Below are 20,580 nucleotides of genomic sequence, written 5' to 3'. Positions count from 1 at the left end.
TACAAGGGCCTCACAACCGGCCCGTAGGCTGAACGGGTGGCCGCACCCGCTGTGACGTCGGAACCCGACACCCCCCTCCCGACGCCTTCTCGACGTCGCCGCGCCCTGCCCGTGCTGGTCCGCGTGGTCGCGGCCCTGGCCGGCGGCGGCATCTTCTACGCCAGCTACCCGCCCCGCACCGACTGGTACCTCGCGCCGCTGGCCTTCGCGCTGCTCGCGGCGGCCCTGCGGCACCGCAGCGCCCGCGGCGGCTTCCTCTACGGCCTGTGTTTCGGCCTGGCGTTCACGCTGCCCCTGCTGACCTGGTTGCAGAGCTTCCTGGGCGCGGACTTCGGCCCGTTCCCGTGGGTGGGCCTGTCGTTCGTGGTGGCCCTCTACATGGCGTTGGCCGGCGCGGCGATGGCCACGGTCAGCAAGCTGCGCGGCGGCCCGGTGTGGATGGCGGCGCTGTTCATCGGCAGCGAGGTGCTGCGCGAGAACTTCCCGTTCGACGGCTTCCCGTGGGGCAAGGTCGCCTTCGGCCAGCCCGAGGGCTTGTTCCTGCCGCTGGCCTCCATCGGCGGCACGGCCCTGCTCGGCTTCGCGGTCATCGTCACCGGCGCCGGCGCCACCGAACTGGTCGCCCGTGTCCGTGACGGCCGGCGGCGGCGCGCCCTCGTGCTGCCGGCGGCGCTGCTGGTGTTGCCGATCGCGGCCGGCGCGGCCAGCTGGTCGCTGGTCGGCACCGACGCGCAGGCCGGCACGCGCACCGTCGCCGTCATCCAGGGCAACGCCCCCGACGACGGCATCAACCTCATGTACGACACGCCGATCCTGCGCCGCAACCACCTCGCCGCCACCGAGCAGCTGGCCGCCGACATCAAGGCCGGCAAGGTCGCCAAGCCCGACCTCGTCATCTGGCCCGAGGTCGTCACCGACCTGGACCCCGACCCCACCGACGATCCCGAGCTGGCCAAGGCCATCGCCGACGTCGGCGTGCCGTTCCTGATCGGCGGGCGGCTGATCCAGAACCCCCAGACCATCCAGAACGTGGTCCAGGTCTGGGACCCGGCCACCGGCCCCGGCGCCCGCTACGCCAAGCAGAAGCTGGTGCCGTTCGCCGAGTTCATCCCGCTGCGCTCCATCTCCGCCGCGGTCACGCCGTTCGTCGCCGACACCCGGGACATGATCCCCGGCGACAAGCCCGGCGCCCTGCCCGTCGACAACACCACCGTCGGTGTGGCCATCTGCTACGAGGTGGCCTACGACCAGGTGGTCGGCGACGCGGTCCGCGCCGGTGCGACAATGCTGGCGGTTCCCACAAACAATGCCTGGTACGGGCCCGGCGAGATGAGCTACCAGCAGCTAGCAATGTCGCGGGTGGCGGCGGTCGAGTACGGGCGCGCGGTGGCGGTCTCGGCGACCAGCGGCGTGAGCGCGATCGTCCAGCCCGACGGCTCCATCACCCGGCAGAGTGGCCTCTACACGGCGGCCACCCTGGTGGCGAAGGTGCCGCTGCGCACGACCGCTACGCTGGCCACCCGGCTCGGCGGCTGGCCCGAACGGGTGGCGTCGCTGGCCGGTCTGGCGGCCCTGGCGCTGGCGGTCGGCGCACGCCTGCGCCACCGCGCCGGCAGCACGACCTGACGACACGAGAACACCGGAAGAGGATCTTAGATGGCGGACCAGCGGGACAGCCGCGCGGAGCTCGGCCAGGTGCTGGTGGTGATCCCGACCTACAACGAGCGGGAGAACCTGGGCCCCATCGTCGCGCGGCTGCACGAGGCGCTGCCCGAGGCGCACGCGCTTGTGGTGGACGACGGCAGCCCCGACGGCACCGGGCAGCTCGCCGACGAGATGGCCGCGGCCGACGAGCGGGTGCACGTGCTGCACCGCACCGAGAAGGCCGGCCTCGGCGCGGCCTACGTGGCCGGCTTCGGCTGGGCCCTGGACCGCGACTACGGCGTGATCGTGGAGATGGACGCCGACGGCTCGCACGGCCCCGAGGACCTGCCCCGGCTGCTGGACGCGCTCACCGACGCCGACCTGGCCCTGGGCTCCCGCTACGTGCCCGGCGGCAAGGTGGTGAACTGGCCCAAGTACCGGGAGCTGATCTCCCGGGTCGGCGGCATCTACTCCCGGCTGGCCCTGGGCGCGAAGGTCCGCGACATCACCGGCGGCTTCAAGGCGTTCCGCCGCGAGGTCCTGGAGAAGATCAACATCGCCTCGGTCGCCTCGCAGGGCTACTGCTTCCAGATCGACCTGACCTGGCGCACCATCGAGGCCGGCTTCGAGGTCGTGGAGGTGCCGATCACCTTCACCGAGCGCGCCATCGGCCAGTCCAAGATGAGCGGCGACATCGTGCGCGAGGCCCTGTGGCGGGTCACCAAGTGGGGCGTGCGCCGCCGCCTGGAGCAGGTCGGCGTCATCAAGCGCTAGCTTGGTCTCGACGCGAAAGACCCCCTGGCCACGAAGGCCAGGGGGTCTTTCTACTTCGTGGTGGGCTCGGTGACGATCTCACGCCGGCCTCGCCGGGTCCCGGCGGCCGAGCCGCCGGTCTCCCAGCTCACGCGGTGCGGGTGCGGCGGCCCTTGAGCTCCTCGAGGCGCTCGGTCAGCAGCTCCTCCAGCTCCGGGATGCTGCGGCGCTCCAGCAGCATGTCCCAGTGCGTGCGCGGCGCCTTGATCTTCTTCTGCTCCGGCTCGTTGCCGTCCATGATCTTCGACTCAAGGCCGTGCAGTCGGCACTCCCAGACCGGCGGGATCTCGGCGTCGTCGGAGAACGGCACCTCGAAGTCGTGCCCCTTCGGGCACGCGTACCGCACCGACCGGCGCGGCGCGAGGTCGTGGTTGCGGTCAGTCTCGTAGCTGACCGCACCGAGCCGGCTACCACGCAGAACGCGGTCGGCCATGACGGTGTCCTTTCGCTCGGCTCGGGGCGTGACGCCCCGGGTTGTGCTTACCGAGTGCAACGACGGGACTGGTCCAATCGTTCCCCGGCGAGGGGTTTCGGCACCCTGGGTGACGTCGTTCACGTGTCAACCAGAGTGTCCCGTCTCAGAGATGCAATCGGTCGGACGTCGTGACGCGTTATCCAGCTACCGAGTGCAACTATCACTCTAATGGCCTAGTCCGTGCCGCTTCCGGCCGACACGGCCGGCACATCTGACTGCATTCCGCAACCAAGCGTGCTGACAAGACCTCAATGAGTGACATTTTCCCCGACTTTCGATGACAGAGCGTAGCATAGATGGCCCATGCGAAGCTGTTCACGGTGCGTGGCGCCCCCGGAAACTGCCCGATCGGCAGGCCCATGACGGCCCCACAAGTCTTGGCGTGTACCCGAACGGCACGGATCGCAACCGCCGGAGGGGCCTTGTTGTGAGACTCGCCTCAGGTCAGGCTCAGCTGCTGCGGCGACACCGGGTCCCGCGCCAGCTCCCCGAGCCGGAAGTGCCGCCGGCACAGCACCTGATACCGCACCTCCTGATGAGGCTCGGGCCCGGCGTGGTCGGTGTCGGCGACCATCACCGTGTCGCCCTCCCGGACCACCCGCCCGCCGTTGACCCGCGCGTTGAACCGGCCCGGCAGCCCGCACCAGCACAGCACCTCCACCTGTACCGGATGCAGCTCGTCGGCCAGCTCGAACAGCCGCCGCGCCCCCGGGAACATCCGGCTGCGGAAGTCGGTGGCGATGCCGAAGCAGTACACGTCCACCTGGCTGTCGTCGGCCAGCTCGGCCAGCTGCTCCACCTGCGCGGCCGACAGGAACTGCGCCTCGTCCACCACCAGGTAGTCCACCCGCAGCCCCGCCGCCCACCGCGACCGCACCAGCACCCGCAGGTCGGCGTCGTCGGCGACCTCGGTGGCCTGCCGCGAGATGCCGATCCGGCTGGAGATCTGCGGCCGCCCCGACCGGTCGTGGCGCACCAGCACCAGGCCGTGCCGGCCCTGCCGGGCCTGGTTGTGGTCGATCTGCAGGGCCAGCGTGGACTTGCCGCAGTCCATCGGCCCGAAATACCAGCGGATCCGGCCGGTCTGCGGGGCGCAGCGGCGCGAACCCGCCGCGGGCACCGAGGACAGCGCGTCGGTGGCGTCGATGATCGAACCGGTTTCGCTCACGGCGGGTGACCCTAACGGGTGCGACACTGGCCGCGTGGACCGGCGTATCCGCAGGGACGTTCGGGTCGACGGGGTCGTGCAGGGGGTCGGCTTCCGCCCCTACGTGCACGCGCTGGCCACCCGCCTGCGGCTGGCCGGCCGCGTCGGCAATGACGTCGCCGGCGTGTTCGTCGAGATCGAGGGCGCGCCCGAGGATGTGGGGGAGTTCCTCGCGGCCCTGCCCCGCGGCGCCCCGCCGCTGGCCCGCATCGAGCACGTCCACGTCCGACCCGCCACCCCGCTCGGGATCGCCGGTTTCGAGATCGCCGCCAGCGACGCCCGGGGAGCGCGCAACACCCTCGTCTCGGCCGACTCGGCGACCTGCGCGGACTGCCTGCGGGAACTGCTCGACCCCGCCGACCGCCGCTACCGGTACCCGTTCGTCAACTGCACCAACTGCGGACCGCGGTTCACCATCGTCCGCGACGTCCCCTACGACCGGCCGCTGACCACCATGGCCGGCTTCACCCTGTGCCAGCCATGCCGGGCCGAGTACGAGGACCCGGCCAATCGGCGCTTCCACGCCCAACCCACCTGCTGCCCGGCCTGCGGCCCCCGGCTGACGCTGGGTGACGCCCCCGATCCGCTGGCCGAGGCCGTGCGCCGGCTGCGCGGCGGCGAGGTGCTGGCCGTCAAGGGACTCGGCGGATATCACCTGGCCGTGGCCGCATTTCACCCGTCGGCGGCGGGCGTGCTGCGGGCCCGCAAACACCGCGAGGACAAGCCGTTCGCCGTGATGGCCGCCGACCTCGACCAGGCCCGACTGCTGTGCGAGGTGGACGAGCAGTCGGCCCGCGACCTCGCCGGCCACCGCCGGCCCATCGTGCTCATGCCCCGCCGGCCCCACACCCCGATCGCCGCGGCGGTGGCCCCGGGCAACCGGCAGCTGGGCGTGATGCTCCCGTACACGCCGCTGCACCACCTGCTCGTACGCGACCTCGGCGAACCCATCGTGCTGACCAGCGGCAACCGCTCCGACGAGCCCATCGCCTACCGGGACAGCGCGCCGCTGGCCGGCATCGCCGACGCCGTGCTCGACCACGACCGGCCCATCCACATTTGCACCGACGACTCCGTGGTCCGCGCCGGGGCCCTGCTGCGCCGTTCCCGCGGCTACGCCCCCGAGCCGGTGTCGCTGGCGTTTCACTGCCCACGGCCGGTGCTGGCCTGCGGCGCGGAGCTGAAGAACACCTTCTGCCTGGCCAAGGACGACCACGCCTTCCTCTCCCACCACATCGGCGACCTGGCCAACGCCCAGACCTACCGGTCGTTCACCGAGGGCATCGAGCACTACTCCCGCCTGTTCGAGATCACCCCGCGCGTCGTGGCCCACGACCTGCACCCCGACTACCTGTCCACCAAGCACGCCCTCGACCTGGACGGCGTGGAGCTGGTCGGCGTGCAGCACCACCACGCCCACATCGCCTCCTGCCTGGCCGACAACCGCGAATCCGGCCCGGTCATCGGCGTGGCCTTCGACGGCACCGGCCACGGCCCCGACGGCACCGTCTGGGGCGGCGAGTTTCTCCTCGCCTCGTTCACCGGCTTTGAGCGAATCGGGCATCTGGCCACCGTGCCCATGCCCGGCGGCGCGGCCGCGATCCGCCAGCCGTGGCGGATGGCCGCCGCCTACCTCGGCACCTCGGCGCCCGGCTGGCGACCCGAGTGGGACACCGTGGTCGCCATGGCCCGTAAGGGAATCAACTCGCCCCTGACCTCCAGCGCCGGCCGCCTGTTCGACGCCGCCGCCGCGCTGCTCGGCGTCCGCGACGAGATCAACTACGAGGGCCAGGCCGCCATCGAGCTCGAACAACTCGCCGACCCGGCCGTCCCGGACGCCTACCCCGTCCGCGTCGATGATCTGATCGTGCAAGGCATCGATCTCCTGCACGGCCTCCTCGACGACCAGGACAGCCCCCGGCCGACCCGGGCCGCCCGCTTCCACAACGGCGTCGCCGCCGCCATCCTCGCCGCCTGCCGCCAGGCCCGCGACCACACCGGCCTGACCACCGTCGCCCTGTCCGGCGGCGTCTTCCAGAACGCCCTGCTCCTCACCCGTGTGGTGAGGTCGTTGTCCGACAACGGCTTCCGGGTGCTCACCCACCACCGTGTGCCCACCAACGACGGCGGCGTCAGCCTCGGCCAAGCCGCCGTGGCCGCTTGCGGCGAGCCGTCACCGGCGAGCGACCAGGGCGAGGGCCGCGGCAGCGGGCGCGGTGACCTGCTCCTCCCGCAGGAACCGCGCGACGTCGCTCAAGGGCAGGCCCGCGCGGACGACCCGGCCCTCGGCGTTCGACCCGACGACACCGTCGAGTGACTCGACGACCGCCACGGTCAGGATGCTGGCCGCCAGGGTCAGCGGGTCGAGACCGATGCCGAGGACGTGCACCGGCACGTCCCGGAACGGCTCGTAGAAGGACGCGGGCGGGTCGACGAGCTCGAGTGCGCCGTGGAGCTCCTCGGCGTACTCGCGGGCGATCAGGCGACGCAGATCGAGGTCGCCTCGGACGTCGGCCCCGGAGGGCTGGAACTCGCCGCTGGGCGCCAGGCCGTAGACGCCGCCGTTGGTCGCGACCTTGGCCGGATCCCGCCACTGCACCAGGAACCGCCCGTCCCGGCTCACGACCAGCGTCTGCACGTCCGGGATCACCGACCGCGCCAGCAGATCGAACGGATCCCGGATCCGCGAGCGCAAGGCCGTGCCGCCCGCGCAGTGCTCGTGGGCCAGGGCCTCGGCCGAGTCGAGCTTGTCGAAGTAGCGGCCCGGCCCGAAGGTCAGACGGCCGTCTCGCACGGCCACCAGCCGGTAGCACGGCCGGTTCGCGAACAACGCCGGCCGGTCGATGCCGCCGATCGCCGCGCTGTAAGAGGAAAACCCGTCGGGGAGACCGTCGAGCGCCGGCGCGGGCACGGGCGGCGACACCGTCCACACCAGCCGCAGATCGTCCACCGGCACCGGCCGCTCCGGCCGCCACAACGCCAGCAGCGGCGACCCCGCCACCGACCACTCCGCCGGATACAGCAGCGCGGCACTACGAGTCAGCTGCCCGCGGGACTGGTTGAGCCGCCGCCGCACGGCCAGCCACTGCTCGACCGGAACCACCACGCCAACCAGCCTGGCACAGCGGGGATTCGGCCGTCCGCCGCTACTGTGGCGCGATGACTTCTTCGGACCCGCCGGTGTGGGGCTGGGCGACAGAGCGGGGCCCGGACCGGGAGCGCAACGCCGACGCGGTGGCGGCCGAGCTGTTTCACGGGCGCCTGACCGTGGCGCTGGCCGACGGGGCCGGACGGAGTCCGCAGGCGGCCGAGCTGGCCCCGCTCGCGGCGGGAGTGGCGGCCCGCGCGGCGGCGCGGCGGACGCCGGTGTGGGGGGTGCTGGCGGCGGCGGAGCTGTGCGCGGACCCGTCGGTGGAGCTGCCCAAGCCGACCGGGGCGATCGTGGTGGCCTCCCCGCACACCGACTTGAAGTGGCGCGTGGCATGGGTGGGGGACTCGACCGCGTGGACGGTCCGCGACGGCGCGGTCCGGCGGGCCACCACCCCGCACACCCTGGGCGAACGCCTCCGGCAGCAGGGCGAGTCCGAGGACGAGGCCCGGGCCAAGGACAATGTGCTGACCAAAAGCCTCTCCCGGGTCCCCGTGCACGGCGTGGACGGCGTGGAAGTCACCGGCGAATGGCTGATCCTGGCCTCCGACGGACTGGCCGCCCCGACCCGCCTGAACGCGGAGACCCTGGCCGCGGTGATCGCCGCCGCCGACGGCCCGCAGGGCTGCGCCGATCGGTTGATCATGGCGGCCCGGGAGGCCGGCAGCCGTGATGATGTGACGGTGGCCGTCGTGCCACACCCCGAACTGAACCGAGGAGACACCAGTGGCCAGGACTGACGACCGGCGCAGCGACTGGTACCGCAACACCGTCGAGGACACCCAGGAGATCCCGATCATCGACGACGAGCCGGCCCCGCAGCCCAGGACGGCTGACCCGGCCGGCGCCACGATCCGGACGGTCACGGGGCTGGTCGCGGCGGCACTCGGCTGATCACCGCCCGAAGGGGTCGAACATCGGCGCCGGCCCGGCGCCGCGGGGTTTAATCGCCGCATGGGGGACAACCTGGAGTACGACCGGAACGCCGAGTTCGAGCTGGGTGTGGAGACGGTCGCCGAGCGGCCCGGGGTGACGATCGCGGAGTGCCGGTTCGACAACGTGGAAGGCGACCCGGTCCGCGGCTACCTGGTGCGGCCGACCCGGAAAGCCTCGGCGGGAGTGGTGTTCCAGCACACGACCAGCGGCCGCGAGGCGTTTCTGCCCGAGGCGATCCAGCTGGCCGAGGCCGGGGCGAGCTCGATTTGCCTGCCGTTCGTGGCGCTGGGCGACCCGAGGGCGATGATCCGGCAGTCGATCTTCGCGATCCGTCGCGGCACCGACATCCTGCGGCGTGAGGTGGAGCGGGTGGCGCTGGTCGGGCACAGCGGGGCGTCGATGGCGGCGGCCACGGTCAGCGGCCTCGACCACCGCTACGTGTGCTTCGTGTTCGAGGTGGGCCTGTCCGGGATGTCGTTCCACTACCGCGACAGCCAGCACCCGTCGATCAGGGCCATCCGCGAGTCCACCCCGCCGGAGGTGTTCCAGGCCGGGCTGGACGCCTTGAAGCCCTACGACTCGGTGCGGTTCGTCGGCCAGGCCCGGGGCCCGAAGCTGTTCCAGTTCGCCCGCTTCGACATCGGCGTGACCGAGGCCGAGTCGCAGGCCTTCTACGCGGCGGCCAGCGAGCCCAAGCAGCAGCGCTGGTACGACACCGGGCACGTGGTCAACGACCCGGCGGCGTTCGCCGACCGCGCCCGGTTCCTGGCCGAGCACCTCGACCTGCCGGACCTGCCCAAGATCCTGCTCAACCGGGTGAGCTAGCCGGACAGCCAGGCGTACCAGTCGGACAGGCCCTCGCCGGTGCGGGCCGACACCGGCAGCACGGGGGCGTGCGGGTTGACCTGGCGTAGGCAGGTCAGGAAGCGCTCCGTCGAGAAGTCGACATACGGCAGCAGGTCCACCTTGTTGAGCAGCACGACGTCGCCGGTGCGCAGCAGGTGCGGGTACTTCAGCGGCTTGTCCTCGCCCTCGGTGACGGAGACGATCACGACCCGGGCGGTCTCGCCGAGGTCGAACAGGGCCGGGCAGACGAGGTTGCCCACGTTCTCCACGAACACCACGGAATGGGCGGGCGGGTCGAGCTCGGCCAAGGCCCTGCGGACCATGACGGCGTCCAGGTGACAGCCCGCGCCGGTGTTGACCTGCACCGCCCGCACCCCGGCGGCCCTGATCCGGTCGGCGTCGAACGTGGTCTCCTGATCGCCCTCCACGACCGAGCACGGCATGCCCAGCTCGCGCACGGTCCGCTCCAGCAGGGTGGTCTTGCCCGAGCCGGGGGAGCTCATCAGGTTGTAGGCCCGCACGTCCACCGAGGCCAGCCACTCGCGGTTGTGGCCGGCGAGGTGGTCGTTGCGGGCCAGCAGCCGCTCCTCCAGATCGATGACCACGCCGGAGTGCTCACACCCGCACGTCGCGCACATCGGGCGCCACCTCCACCGCTCTGATCAACAGTTCTCGTCCGGCCAACACCTCGACATCACTGGAACCGCACGGGCACAACAGGATCGGGTCGTCACACGCGAACTCGACGCCGCAGTCCCGGCACCGCGCCCGGCCGCCGGGCTCCACGATCTCCAACCGAGCGCCCTCCATGGGCGTGCCGGCGACGACCAGGTCGAAGCAGAACCGCACCGAGTCGACCACCACCCCGGCCAGCGTGCCGATCTCCAGCCGCACCATCACCACCCGGCGCGGCCCGAGCCGGTCGGTGATCGTCTCCACGATGCCCTGGGTCAGCGAAAGCTCATGCATGTCAACAGATCCGTGGCAGCGGGTCGCCGACGAGCATGTCCACGATCCGGGTCCCGCCGAACGCGGTGTTGAGCAGCACCATGCCCGGCTGGTCGGCCGCGACCCGCCCGATGATCGCCGCCTGCGCCCCGAGCGGATGCCGGCGCAGCGCCGCCAACGCCGCCGAGGCCTGGTCACCGGCGACGGCGGCGACGAACCGGCCCTCGCACGCCACGTACAGGGGATCGATGCCCAGCAGCTCGCACGCGCCCCGGACCTCGGGCCGCACCGGGATGGCGTCCTCGTCGACGATCACCGACACCTGCGCGTCGGCGGCGATCTCGTTGAGGATCGTCGCCACCCCGCCCCGCGTGGCGTCCCGCATCGCGTGCACGCCGTGGCACTGGGCCAGCAGCGAGGCGATCAGCCCGTTCAACGGCGCGGTGTCGCTGACCAGGTCGGCCTCGATGTCCAGCTCGCCGCGGGCCAGCATGACGGTCACGCCGTGCTCCCCGATCGGCCCGGAAACCAAGATCGCATCTCCCGGCCGAACCGCGGAGACACCGAACTCCGTCGTGCCTTCGACGACCCCGATGCCGGCGGTGTTGACGTAGCAGCCGTCGGCCTTGCCCCGCTGCACGACCTTGGTGTCGCCGGTGACGATCACGACCCCGGCCCGGTCCGCGGCGGCCCGCATGGAGGCGGCGATCCGCGTCAGGTCGGCGATGGCAAAACCCTCCTCCAGGATGAACCCGCAGGTCAGATACAGCGGCGTCGCCCCGGACACGGCCAGGTCGTTGACGGTGCCGTTCACCGCGAGATCCCCGATGTCCCCGCCGGGGAAGAACAGCGGCGACACCACGTACGAGTCGGTGGTCAGCGCCAGCCGCGCGTCCCCGACCCGCAGCCGTGCCGCGTCCTCCAGCGGCGCCAGCAGCGGATTGCCGAACGCCTCCAGGAACACCGCCTCCACCAGCGTGTGCGAGGCCTTGCCGCCGGCCCCGTGCGACAGGGTGATCCGCTCCTCCCGGACCTTGGCCGGGCGCCGCCGCTGCCGCTCGATCCGGTCCAGCACCTGCTGCTCGCGGTCGATCATCCGATCGTCACCTCCTGCACGCGCTGCCGGCTGAACCGGCCGAAGTTGTAGTACGCGGCGCAGGCGCCCTCGGGCGACACCATGCATGTGCCGATCGGCGTCTCCGGCGTGCAGGCGGTGCCGAAGACCTTGCACTCCCACGGTTTCAGCACACCCTTGAGCACCTCACCGCACTGGCAGGCCTTCGGGTCGGCCACCCGCAGCCCGGGCACCGTGAAGCGCCGTTCGGCGTCGAAGGCGGCGTACTCGTCGCGCAGGCGCAGCGCGGAGTGGGAGATGAAGCCCAGGCCCCGCCACTCGAAGTAGGGCCGCAGCCGCATGGTCTGGTTGATCACCCGCAGCGCCACCGGGTTGCCGTCCCACGGCACGACCCGCGAGTACTGGTTCTCCACCTCGGCCCGGCCCTCGTGCAGCTGGAGCATGAGCAGGTAGATGGACTGGAGGATGTCCAGCGGCTCGAACCCGGCCACCACCACCGGCTTCCCGTACTGCGCGGCGATGAACTCGTACGGGCGGCAGCCGATCACCGTGGACACGTGCCCGGGCCCGACGAAGCCGTCCAGCCGCAGGTCGGGGGAGTCCAGGATGGCCTTGATCGCCGGCACGATCGTCACGTGGTTGCAGAACACCGAGAAGTTCTCCAGCCCCTCGGCCGCCGCCCGCAGCAGGGTCATCGCGGTGGAGGGGGCGGTGGTCTCGAAGCCGATGGCCATGAACACGATCTGCCGGTCGGGGTGCTGGCGGGCCAGCTTCAGCGAGTCCAGCGGCGAGTACACCATGCGAATGCTGGTGCCCTCGGCGTTGGAGTCGAAGAAGTTCCCGCCCGAGCCGGGCACGCGCATCATGTCCCCGAACGAGGTCATCAGCACCTCGGGCTGGCGGGCGATGTGGATGGCGTCGTCCACGCGGCCCATCGGGATCACGCACACCGGGCAGCCCGGCCCGTGCACGAGCTGCACCTGCTCGGGCAGGTAGTCCTCCAGGCCGTGCTTGTAGATGGTGTGGGTGTGCCCGCCGCAGACCTCCATGAACTTGTAGCGCCGCCCCGGCTGGCACAGCCCGGCGATCTTGGCGGCCAGCGCGCGGGCCTTGTCGGCGTCGCGGAACTCGTCGACGAAACGCACGGCTCACTCCTCGATCCGGGAGGCGGCCAGCGCGGCCATCTCGTCCTGGTAGGCCTTGCCGATGGACTCCAGGAACTCCAGCGCGGCCCGCGCCTCCTCTTCGTCGATCTTGGACAGGGCGAAGCCGACGTGGATGAGCACCCAGTCCCCTGGCGCCACCGACTCGCCCTCCAGCAGGCCGATGTTGATGGCCCGCTTCACCCCGGACACGTCGACCTTGGCCAGGTCGGGCCGGTCGGCGAGGATCTCGATGACCTCACCGGGAATGCCCAGGCACATCACACACCTCCACGAGTTCGAGCACGGCGCGCACGGCCGCGTCCACGGCCGCCGCGACCGGCGGGGACAGTCCGATGTGGTCGGTCACGCTGGCCGGCTCGCAGCCCACCAGCAGCACCCGGCCGGCCGAGCCGCCGAGCATGGCCAGCAGCTGCATCACCAGCTCGGGTTGCATGCCGTGGGCGTCGATGGAGCCGGCCGGCTCGGTGACGGGGTCGAGCTCGACGACGTAGACGGTGCCGGGGACCTCGCCGCGCGAGGTGGCGTCGATCAGGATGGTGGTGTCGTAGCCCTCCAGCAGATCGAACGCCAGGTGCATGCCGGACACGCCGTAGTCGCGGACATGCACCGAGTCCGGCAGGTCCACTGTGGACAGCCGGTGGACGACCTCGACGCCGAAGCCGTCGTCGCCGAGGAAGATGTTGCCCACACCCGCGATCAGCAGACTCACAACGGCTCCACCTCCTCGGCCGAGAAGTACCGGAACCGCCCGTAGGCGGGGTCGAGGTCGCCATCCACGGTCACGGCCACGTGCAAGTCGCCGTCCACGTCGTGCAGCACGGCCTGCACGGTCGCCTCCCGCCCGGCCAGGAACATGTCCTGCGCGTCCGCGCGCCGCCGGCCCGGCCGCAGCACCACCCGCGAGCCGCGCGCCACCGGCACGCCGTTGACCAGCACGCTGTCGGTGTCGGGATCCACCGAGGCGTCGGCCCCCGGATCCCACCACGGCTTCTGCACCGACTCGAGGTAGCGGATGGCGCCGTGCAGCCGGTCCAGCAGCTCCGGCGGCATCGCGTCGACCCGGTCCACGATCGCCGCCGCCCGGGGATCGGTGGCGCGGGCCTGCCGCTTCTCCTCGTCGGTCAACGCCATGGTGCGCAGGGTGAGGATCTCGTCGATCTCCAGCCCGTCGAACAGCTCCCCGGCGCTCTCCGCGGCGATCGAGGGGTAGTCGTAGAGGATGATCGGCGAGGACAGCACCGTGCCGGCGTCGCCGACCAGCACCGGCCACGTCCGCTCGCACCGGCACTCCTGCACGGCCGGCGCGGCCCACTGCGGCGGGTCCACCATCGACACGAACCGCCCGGGCGACACCGACATCACGGTGTGCGCGGCGATCAACGCGTGCCGCAACGCCTCGTCGCGGCCCGAGCCCGTCCAGCCGGAGACATTCGACACGGTGACGGAAAGCCGGGACGCCCCATACGGCCCCGGCAACGCATCGGCCCGCACCGCAAGCGAACCGGACAGCGGCCACCGAGTACGCACCACGCAGACTTCCGGGGAGATCTGTTCCCGTTCGACCCCGCCCGGTGCCGTGAACGGCACGGTGTTGTCGCCGGCCAGCAGGTCGGCGAACCGCAGCACGGCGTCGACCTCCTGTGCCACGGCCTCGTCCCACGCGGTCCACTCGACGTCGTCCACGACCGCCGACGCCACCTCGGCCCCGTCGACCAGAACCGTGCGGGCCTGCACCTGAAGGAACCGGACCCGCAGGTGCAACACCGCGTGCAGGGACGGCTCCACCAGCAGCTGCGTGACGCAAGCGCTGGGCTCCTCCGGGTATCCCGGTGGCATGAGCACGCCGAACTGCCAGCGCAGCTGGTTCTTGGTCGCCGACGCCCGGTACGGGTAGAGCAGATACCCCTCGTACAGCACGGCGTCCGCGACGGCCCGGGCCTGCTCGACGCTCATGGCGACTCCTTGAGCAGGGACCGGATCGCCTCGTCCCAGGTGGGGATGGCGTGCGCGTTCTTGTAGCGCAGCATCGCGTCCACGGTGTCGCGGTCCAGCCGGATCCACGCCTCGTGCGGGAAGTAGGCGTCCATCAGCTCCCGCCACACCGACACCGGCATCCGATACGACGCCTGCTGGTGCCAGGGGATCGGGTGCACCCAGAAGCCCTTGTCGCCCTTGGCGAACACCGTCCCCGAGAACAGCAGCACCATCGGCACGACCCCGTCGTCGAGGGCGTGGAAGTACTTGCCGGCCGCCACCTCCAGGTCATAGGTGCACGGCACCTCCAACTCCACCTCCGTCGAGCCGGTGAAGCTGGGCACCATCAGCGAGGCGGTGGTGAACTGCATCGGCTTGAGCGTCTCGCCCCACCGCGCCCGTTCCCCGAACAGGTAGGTCAGCAGCTCGGCCTCGTGCTCGGCGTAGTGCCGCAGCCGCGGCTCGATGCGGATCTGCACCCGCAGCGCGATGGCGTGCACGGCGGCGGCGTTGACCTCGGCGATGTGCAGACGGAACACCAGCGCCGGCCCGACCCCGTAGCGCAGGGGCCGCACCTGCAGGCAGTCGAACGCCAGCTCAGCCATGAGCCCGCAGTTCCGCGAAGAAGGCGTCGATCGCCCGCCAGGCCTCGGCGCCGCCGTCGAAACCCTTCCAGTGCAGCCGAACCAGGCCCACCAGCCGGTAGCAGGCGTCGATCGGCACCAGGAAGCCCTCCCCGTCGTGGTTGAGCAGCAACGCCTCCACGTCCGGCGCGAGATCGGCCACCGCCGGGTTGTCGGCCAGCAGCTGGGTCCACGAGTCCAGCGCCAGCAGGCACTCGGTGGCCCCGGCCGGGCTGGGGTAGAAGGCGACCGGGCCGCCGAGCTCGGAGTTGGTGAACACGAACGCCATCCGCACCGGGATGCCGGCCGACTCCCACCACTCCCGGCCGCCTTTGAGCGCCGGCACGTGCACGTGCCGGGAGGGGATGGCCCGGTGCTTGCCGGCGCCGCCGTGGGTGAACAGCAGGTAGCAGGGCCGGCAGGCGCACAGGATGGCCCGCGACTCCACGTTGACCACGTGCGAGTGCTCGTGCTCGATCGGCGTCGCGCACATCTCGCACCGCTCCCGCGGATCGACGGGCGGCCGCTGCGCGAAACGTCTCAGGCCGGAAGTCATGCCGGCACCGCCACCCGGATCGTGCCGTCCTCGGTCAGCAGCGGCAGCGGATCCAGGTGCCCCTCGCCGTCCACGGCCCGCCCGGCCAGCACCACGTCGTAGCCCGCGCCGCACGAGGGGCAGGACAGGACCCGGCCGTCGAAATGCCCGCCGGACAACGGTTCCCGGCACCGGAAGCACTGGTCCCGATACGCGTACAGCGATCCGCCGGCGTTGCACACCACCGTCGCCGCGCCCCGCACCCGCGCCGAGGACATCGTGCCCGGGGCGACCATCTCCGCCTCGCCCAGCTCCACCCACGACGCCTTCTCCGCCGTCACGATCGGCAGCAGCGGCCGCCCGCCGGGCCCGGTCTCCACCGGCACCACGCCTTCGACGTCGATGCGGACGATCTCCGGGGCGGCGTGCTCGATGGCCTGCTCGATCGCCAGCTTCACCGTCACCATCGACGACGGGCAGCCGTCGCAGCTGCCGCCCAGCGCCAGCCGCAGCACCCCGTCGTCGGTGATCTCCACCAGGCTCACGTCCCCCGAATGCGACCCCAGATAGGGCCGCACCGCGTCCAGGGCGTGCTGGACCCGCTGGTGCAGGCTGTGCGGGTGCAGGTCGTGCACCACCAGCACCCCCGACACCAGCCCGTCGGCGGCCAGCCGCTCCAGCACCGGCTCCGGCACCAGCTCCACGACCCGCTGCAACGCGGCCCCGTAGAACTCCACCACCGTGCGGACCAGCTCCTCGGCGCGGGCGGCCATGGTCGGGTCGGCGGCCGCCTCGAACTCGGCCAACAGCCGTTCGACGCGGTCGCCCACCTCACCGGCGGAGGCCACCGCTCAGGCCCCGAGGAACGCGTGGGGGGTGTGCACGGTGTCGATCACCTTGCCGGTCGACAGGTTCATGTGGACCCCGCAGGGCAGGCACGGGTCGAAGCTGCGCACCGCCCGCATGATGTCGATGCCCTTGAAGTTCTCCTGGGTGTTCTCCTCGAAGATCGGCGTGTTCTGCACGGCGTCCTCGTACGGGCCGGCGGTGCCGAAGGAGTCCCGCACGCTGCCGTTCCACGGCGTCGGCGGGTACGGGTGGTAGTTGGCGATCTTCCCGCCGCGGATCACCATGTGGTGCGACAGCACGCCCCGCACCGCCTCGGTGAAGCCGCAGGACACGGCCTCGTCCGGCACGGTGAACTTCTCCCACGTCTTGGTGTGCCCGCCGCGGATCTCGGCCAGCGCCTGCTCCACGAAGTGCAGGGCCAGCCCGGCGGCGTAGGCCTGGAAGTAGGTGCGGGCCCGGTTGCGTTCCAGGGCGTTGCTCCACTGTGGAATGGTCCACTCGAAGCTGGCCTCGGGTTTGGTCGCCGTGCGAGGCAGGTCGATCTTCACCGAGTGCCCGGTGGCGTTGACGTACGGGGTGTGCACGAGGTTGGCCAGCGCCGTGGTCCACAGCCGGGCGATCGGCCCGCCGCCGGTGTCCAGGGCCAGGTGGTCGGTGCCGTCGAACCAGCGCGGCGACATCGTCCACGAGTACTTGTCGTCGAAGTCCCGCTTGGCCGGCCGGGGAATGGTGTGCTGGTTCCACGGGTGCCGGCGGTCCACCGGGTTGCCCAGCGGATCCTCGGTCACGAACATCTCCTGGTCCTCCCAGTCCTCGTAGAACGAGGAGCCGAGCAGGATCCGGATGCCCAGGTTGATGTCGACCAGCGACGTCGTCACCAGCTTGCCGTCCACCACGACGCCGGGCGTGACGAACATCTTGCGGCCCCAGTCGGCCATGGCGCGGTAGGAGAAGTCGCAGAACGCCGGGTCGTTGAGGGAACCCCAGCAGCCCAGCAGCACCCGCCGGCGGCCGACCTCCTCGTAGCCGGGCAGCGCCTGGTAGAAGAAGTCGAACAGGTCGTCGTGCATGGGCACGACCCGCTTCATGAACTCCACGTACCGCATCAGCCGGGTCAGGTAGTCGGTGAACAGCTGCACGGTGGCGACCGTGCCGACCCCGCCCGGGTACAGCGTGGACGGGTGCACGTGCCGGCCCTCCATCAGGCAGAACATCTCCCGCGTGGACCGCGACACCTGCAACGCCTCGCGGTAGAACTCGCCCTCCAGCGGGTTGAGGGAACGCATGATGTCGCCGATGAACCGGTACCCGTGCTCGCCCGCGTGCGGGCACTCGGTGCGGTCGGCCAGCTCCAGCACCCCGGGATTGGTCTCGCGGACCATGCGCTCGCAGTAGTCCACGCCGACCAGGTTCTCCTGGAAGATGTTGTGGTCGAACATGTACTCGGCGGCCTCGCCCAGGTTGATGATCCACTCGCCCAGGTGCGGCGGCCGCACGCCGTAGGCCATGTTCTGGTTGTAGACCGAGCAGGTGGCGTGGTTGTCGCCGCAGATCCCGCAGATGCGGCTGGTGATGAAGTGGGCGTCGCGGGGGTCCTTGCCCTTCATGAAGATGCTGTAGCCGCGGAACACCGAGGACGTGGAGTGGCACTCCACCACGCGCTTGGCCGCCCAGTCGATCTTGGTGTAGATGCCCAGGCTGCCCACGATCCGGGTGATCGGGTCCCACGACATCTCGACGAGGTTGTCGGAGGTTGTCATCGCGGGGCCTCCTAGCGCCAGGACGACGTGTAGCCGGTGTGCAGTTCCTTGCCCTTGGCCCGCCACGTGGGCTCGCGGTTGGCCTTGCGCAGCGTGATCCCGCGCAGCCGCCGGATCACCGACCCGTAGGCGCCGCTGGCCGCCGCCGACACCCGCGCGCCGGGCGGCTCGTCCATGAACGGCATGAACTGGTCGGGGAAGCCCGGCATGGTGCAGCCGATGCAGATGCCGCCCACGTTGGGGCAGCCGCCGATGCCGTTGATCCAGCCCCGCTTGGGCACGTTGCACTTGACCACCGGCCCCCAGCAGCCGATCTTCACCAGGCACTTGGGGTCGCCGTACTCGGAGGCGAACTGGCCCTGCTCGTAGTAGCCGGCCCGGTCGCAGCCCTCGTGCACGGTGTTGCCGAACAGCCACTGCGGCCGCAGCTGCTCGTCCAGCGGGATCATCGGGGCCTGCCCGGCGGCCAGGTACAGCAGGTACAGGATCGTCTCGGACAGGTTGTCGGGGTGGATGGGGCAGCCCGGCACGCACACGATCGGGATGCCGGCCTTGGACTTCCAGTCCCAGCCCAGGTAGTCGGGCACGCCCATCGCGCCGGTGGGGTTGCCGGCCATGGCGTGGATGCCGCCGTAGGCCGCGCACGTGCCGACCGCCAGCACCGCCAACGCCTTGGGGGCCAACCGGTCCAGCCACTCGCTGGTGGTCATCGGCTGCCCGGTCGCCGGGTCGTTGCCGAACCCGCACCAGTAGCCCTCGGACTTGATCGACTCGTTGGGGATGGAGCCCTCGACCACGAGCACGAACGGCTCCAGCTCGCCGGCGTCGGCCCGGTGGAACCAGTCGACGAAGTTGTCCGCGCCCTGCACCGGCCCGCACTCGAAGTCGATCAGCGGCCAGTGCACGGCGATCTTGGGCAGGCCCGGCAGCGCGCCGAGCACGATCTCCTCGATGGACGGCTGGGTCGCGGCGGTCAGCGCGACGGAGTCCCCGTCACAGCTCAGGCCGGCGTTGATCCAGAGGATGTGGATGGGCTGCTCTTCGGTTGTGCTCATGCGGTCTCACCTCTGAGCCGGTCGAGAACGAGTTCCCACAACACGTGGTAGACGGTGGTCTGCGCCTCCTGCACGCGGTGCACGGAGGCCGAGGGCACGGTGAACAGGTGGTCGACGGAGTCGATCTCGGCCATCCGCCCGCCGTCGTAGCCGGCCACGCCCACGGTCAGCAGCCCGCGGCGGGCCGCCTCGTCGAACGCGGCCAGCAGATTGGCCGAGTTGCCGCTGGTCGACAGGCCCACCGCGATGTCGCCGGGCCGGGCCAGCGCGGCCAGCTGCCGGGCGAACACCACGTCGAAGCCGATGTCGTTGGTCAGCGCCGTGACCACGGCGATGTCGTTGGTCAGGCACAGCGCCGGCAGCGGACGCCAGCCGCCGCCGGGGGAGAGGAACAGGCCGGCGACCTCCTGGGCGTCGGTGGAGGAGCCGCCGTTGCCGAACGACAGCAGCCGCCCGCCCGCGACGAACCGCTCGGCCATCTCGGCGGCGCACCGGGCCAGCCGCTCGCCCTGCTCGGCCAGCACCCGGCGGCGCAGCTCGGTGATCTCCCGGGCCTTGGCCACCGTGGACGCGCTGACCTGCGCCAACACCGCCGCCACATCGGTCTTGTCGGCGTAGAGGAAGGGGTAGAGGGACTCCACCCCGGTCATGGCCGGTCCTCGATCACGGCGATCGCCTCGCCCGCGTGCACCAGCACGCTCGCGCCGACCGCGGCGTCCACCAGGGCGACGCTGATCTCCTCCCGCCCGGCGCCGGTGTCGACGACCGCCAGCGCGTCGGGCCGCAGCTCCACCACGGTGACCACCACCGCGGTGTCGCCGCAGGTGACACACCCGTTAGCGGGGCAGGTGAGGCCGTCACCCGATCCGGTGGTCATCACAGCACCGTCGGATCGAGGACCCCCGGCTGCTCGAAAAACACGTGCACCAGCTCCCACAGCACGTGGTACGTGGTGACGTGCACCTCCTTGACCACCCGCGGGTCGTCGCTACGGGCGACCAGCACGTGATCGGCTGCCTGCGTGGCCGCGATCCGGCCGCCGTCCCCGCCGACCAGCGCCACGGTCAGCATGCCCAACGCCCGCGCCTCGGCCAGGCCGCGCAGCACGTTGCGGCAGTGGCCGTCGACCGACAGCGCCAGCGCGACGTCGGCGGGTTCGGCCAGGAACCGGATCTGATGGGCGAACGCCTCGTCCAGGCCCACGCCGGTCAGCGTGGCCACGTCCGAGGCCAGCGACACCGCCGGCAGCGCCCGCTTGCCGACGATCACCGGGTGCACGAACTCCACGGCCACGTGCTGGGCGTCGGTGCTGGCGCCGCCGTTGCCGAACACCACCAGCTTGCCGCCCCGGTGGAAGCGCACCGCCATGGCGTGACAGGCGCGGGCCACGTCCTCGGCGTGCTCGGCCAGGTCGTCGAGGGGAGCGGTGCGGCGGTCGAACAGCGCGCGGGGCGTCACGCTGCCCATGGGTGGTCACTTCCCTCGCGGTGTGAGAGAGCGGGGACAGAACTGTCTCAGCCTAGAAC

Annotated in this window: 23 protein-coding genes; 6 read left to right on the top strand and 17 right to left on the bottom strand. The window is 71.4% G+C overall.

The genetic code is table 11. The annotated features are described in order from the left end of the window. The first annotated feature begins 36 nt into the window (after positions 1–36). Entirely contained in the window at positions 37–1,626 is a 1,590-nt protein-coding gene (gene lnt / locus ACIG5F_RS01335) for an apolipoprotein N-acyltransferase (RefSeq protein ID WP_396515363.1), read from the top strand. A gap of 30 nt (positions 1,627–1,656) precedes the next feature. Further along, on the top strand, positions 1,657–2,418 hold the full coding sequence (locus ACIG5F_RS01330) for a polyprenol monophosphomannose synthase (protein WP_396515362.1): 762 nt from the start codon (positions 1,657–1,659) through the stop codon (positions 2,416–2,418). 127 nt (positions 2,419–2,545) lie between these two features. Here the strand turns inward: ACIG5F_RS01330 and ACIG5F_RS01325 are convergent, their stop codons facing one another. Together ACIG5F_RS01325 and ACIG5F_RS01320 are read right to left on the bottom strand one after the other, a co-directional pair. Then, positions 2,546–2,890: an RNA polymerase-binding protein RbpA gene (locus ACIG5F_RS01325; RefSeq protein ID WP_043714016.1), complete on the bottom strand. Its 345-nt coding sequence runs from the start codon at positions 2,888–2,890 to the stop codon at positions 2,546–2,548. 481 nt (positions 2,891–3,371) lie between these two features. After that, a complete protein-coding gene (locus ACIG5F_RS01320; protein ID WP_396515361.1) occupies positions 3,372–4,100 on the bottom strand; it encodes a thymidine kinase in 729 nt (242 codons plus the stop codon). A 46-nt stretch (positions 4,101–4,146) separates the two neighbouring features. On the opposite strand from ACIG5F_RS01320, the gene hypF reads away from it, so the two are divergent. The 4 genes from hypF (at position 4,147) to ACIG5F_RS01300 (ending at position 9,048) form a co-directional block, all read left to right on the top strand. Continuing rightward, positions 4,147–6,456, top strand: coding sequence for a carbamoyltransferase HypF (gene hypF, locus ACIG5F_RS01315; RefSeq protein ID WP_396515678.1), 2,310 nt, complete (start codon positions 4,147–4,149; stop codon positions 6,454–6,456). Between the two features lie 842 nt (positions 6,457–7,298). After that, the gene (locus tag ACIG5F_RS01310) at positions 7,299–8,027 is read left to right on the top strand and encodes a PP2C family protein-serine/threonine phosphatase (RefSeq protein WP_396515360.1); all 729 of its coding nucleotides are present in this window, start codon (positions 7,299–7,301) and stop codon (positions 8,025–8,027) included. Beyond that, positions 8,014–8,181: a hypothetical protein gene (locus ACIG5F_RS01305; protein ID WP_396515359.1), complete on the top strand. Its 168-nt coding sequence runs from the start codon at positions 8,014–8,016 to the stop codon at positions 8,179–8,181. The genes ACIG5F_RS01310 and ACIG5F_RS01305 overlap by 14 nt, the downstream gene beginning before the upstream one ends. Positions 8,182–8,241: 60 nt before the next feature. Next, entirely contained in the window at positions 8,242–9,048 is an 807-nt protein-coding gene (locus ACIG5F_RS01300; RefSeq protein ID WP_396515358.1) for an alpha/beta hydrolase family protein, read from the top strand. Here the strand turns inward: ACIG5F_RS01300 and hypB are convergent. Genes hypB through ACIG5F_RS01225 form a run of 15 tightly spaced genes read right to left on the bottom strand, consistent with a single transcriptional unit; the run spans position 9,045 to position 20,521 of the window. Beyond that, a complete protein-coding gene (hypB, locus tag ACIG5F_RS01295; RefSeq protein WP_396515357.1) occupies positions 9,045–9,707 on the bottom strand; it encodes a hydrogenase nickel incorporation protein HypB in 663 nt (220 codons plus the stop codon). The genes ACIG5F_RS01300 and hypB overlap by 4 nt on opposite strands. After that, a complete protein-coding gene (locus ACIG5F_RS01290; RefSeq protein ID WP_396515356.1) occupies positions 9,685–10,038 on the bottom strand; it encodes a hydrogenase maturation nickel metallochaperone HypA in 354 nt (117 codons plus the stop codon). Before ACIG5F_RS01290 ends, hypB begins: the two co-directional genes overlap by 23 nt. Position 10,039: 1 nt before the next feature. Beyond that, complete coding sequence (hypE, locus tag ACIG5F_RS01285) at positions 10,040–11,113, bottom strand: hydrogenase expression/formation protein HypE (RefSeq protein WP_396515355.1); 1,074 nt, start codon at positions 11,111–11,113, stop codon at positions 10,040–10,042. Further along, complete coding sequence (hypD, locus tag ACIG5F_RS01280) at positions 11,110–12,237, bottom strand: hydrogenase formation protein HypD (protein WP_396515354.1); 1,128 nt, start codon at positions 12,235–12,237, stop codon at positions 11,110–11,112. The genes hypE and hypD overlap by 4 nt, the downstream gene beginning before the upstream one ends. Before the next feature lie 3 nt (positions 12,238–12,240). Beyond that, entirely contained in the window at positions 12,241–12,516 is a 276-nt protein-coding gene (locus ACIG5F_RS01275) for a HypC/HybG/HupF family hydrogenase formation chaperone (protein ID WP_396515353.1), read from the bottom strand. Continuing rightward, the gene (locus ACIG5F_RS01270; protein ID WP_396515677.1) at positions 12,494–12,961 is read right to left on the bottom strand and encodes a hydrogenase maturation protease; all 468 of its coding nucleotides are present in this window, start codon (positions 12,959–12,961) and stop codon (positions 12,494–12,496) included. Before ACIG5F_RS01270 ends, ACIG5F_RS01275 begins: the two co-directional genes overlap by 23 nt. Positions 12,962–12,963: 2 nt before the next feature. Beyond that, positions 12,964–14,211 carry a hypothetical protein gene (locus tag ACIG5F_RS01265; protein ID WP_396515352.1) on the bottom strand — a complete coding sequence of 416 codons (1,248 nt, stop codon included), beginning with the start codon at positions 14,209–14,211 and terminating at the stop codon, positions 12,964–12,966. Further along, positions 14,208–14,837, bottom strand: coding sequence for a DUF6084 family protein (locus ACIG5F_RS01260; protein ID WP_396515351.1), 630 nt, complete (start codon positions 14,835–14,837; stop codon positions 14,208–14,210). The genes ACIG5F_RS01265 and ACIG5F_RS01260 overlap by 4 nt, the downstream gene beginning before the upstream one ends. Continuing rightward, positions 14,830–15,411 carry a DUF5947 family protein gene (locus ACIG5F_RS01255; protein WP_396515350.1) on the bottom strand — a complete coding sequence of 194 codons (582 nt, stop codon included), beginning with the start codon at positions 15,409–15,411 and terminating at the stop codon, positions 14,830–14,832. Before ACIG5F_RS01255 ends, ACIG5F_RS01260 begins: the two co-directional genes overlap by 8 nt. Further along, positions 15,408–16,220: a NifU family protein gene (locus ACIG5F_RS01250; protein WP_396515349.1), complete on the bottom strand. Its 813-nt coding sequence runs from the start codon at positions 16,218–16,220 to the stop codon at positions 15,408–15,410. Before ACIG5F_RS01250 ends, ACIG5F_RS01255 begins: the two co-directional genes overlap by 4 nt. A gap of 21 nt (positions 16,221–16,241) precedes the next feature. After that, positions 16,242–17,999: a nickel-dependent hydrogenase large subunit gene (locus ACIG5F_RS01245; protein ID WP_396515348.1), complete on the bottom strand. Its 1,758-nt coding sequence runs from the start codon at positions 17,997–17,999 to the stop codon at positions 16,242–16,244. An 11-nt stretch (positions 18,000–18,010) separates the two neighbouring features. Continuing rightward, positions 18,011–19,054, bottom strand: a complete 1,044-nt coding sequence (locus ACIG5F_RS01240) for a hydrogenase expression protein HypE (RefSeq protein ID WP_396515347.1) — start codon at positions 19,052–19,054, stop codon at positions 18,011–18,013. Next, positions 19,051–19,704 carry an SIS domain-containing protein gene (locus ACIG5F_RS01235; protein ID WP_396515346.1) on the bottom strand — a complete coding sequence of 218 codons (654 nt, stop codon included), beginning with the start codon at positions 19,702–19,704 and terminating at the stop codon, positions 19,051–19,053. The genes ACIG5F_RS01240 and ACIG5F_RS01235 overlap by 4 nt, the downstream gene beginning before the upstream one ends. Beyond that, the gene (locus tag ACIG5F_RS01230) at positions 19,701–19,931 is read right to left on the bottom strand and encodes a HypC/HybG/HupF family hydrogenase formation chaperone (protein WP_396515345.1); all 231 of its coding nucleotides are present in this window, start codon (positions 19,929–19,931) and stop codon (positions 19,701–19,703) included. The genes ACIG5F_RS01235 and ACIG5F_RS01230 overlap by 4 nt, the downstream gene beginning before the upstream one ends. After that, the gene (locus ACIG5F_RS01225; protein ID WP_396515344.1) at positions 19,931–20,521 is read right to left on the bottom strand and encodes an SIS domain-containing protein; all 591 of its coding nucleotides are present in this window, start codon (positions 20,519–20,521) and stop codon (positions 19,931–19,933) included. The genes ACIG5F_RS01230 and ACIG5F_RS01225 overlap by 1 nt, the downstream gene beginning before the upstream one ends. Between the last annotated feature and the right edge of the window lie 59 nt (positions 20,522–20,580).

It is taken from the genome of Kutzneria sp. NPDC052558, assembly GCF_044547355.1.
GTDB lineage: Bacteria > Actinomycetota > Actinomycetes > Mycobacteriales > Pseudonocardiaceae > Kutzneria.
The sequence above is the reverse complement of the archived record's forward strand: the minus strand, read 5'-3'. Positions and strand labels throughout refer to the sequence as shown.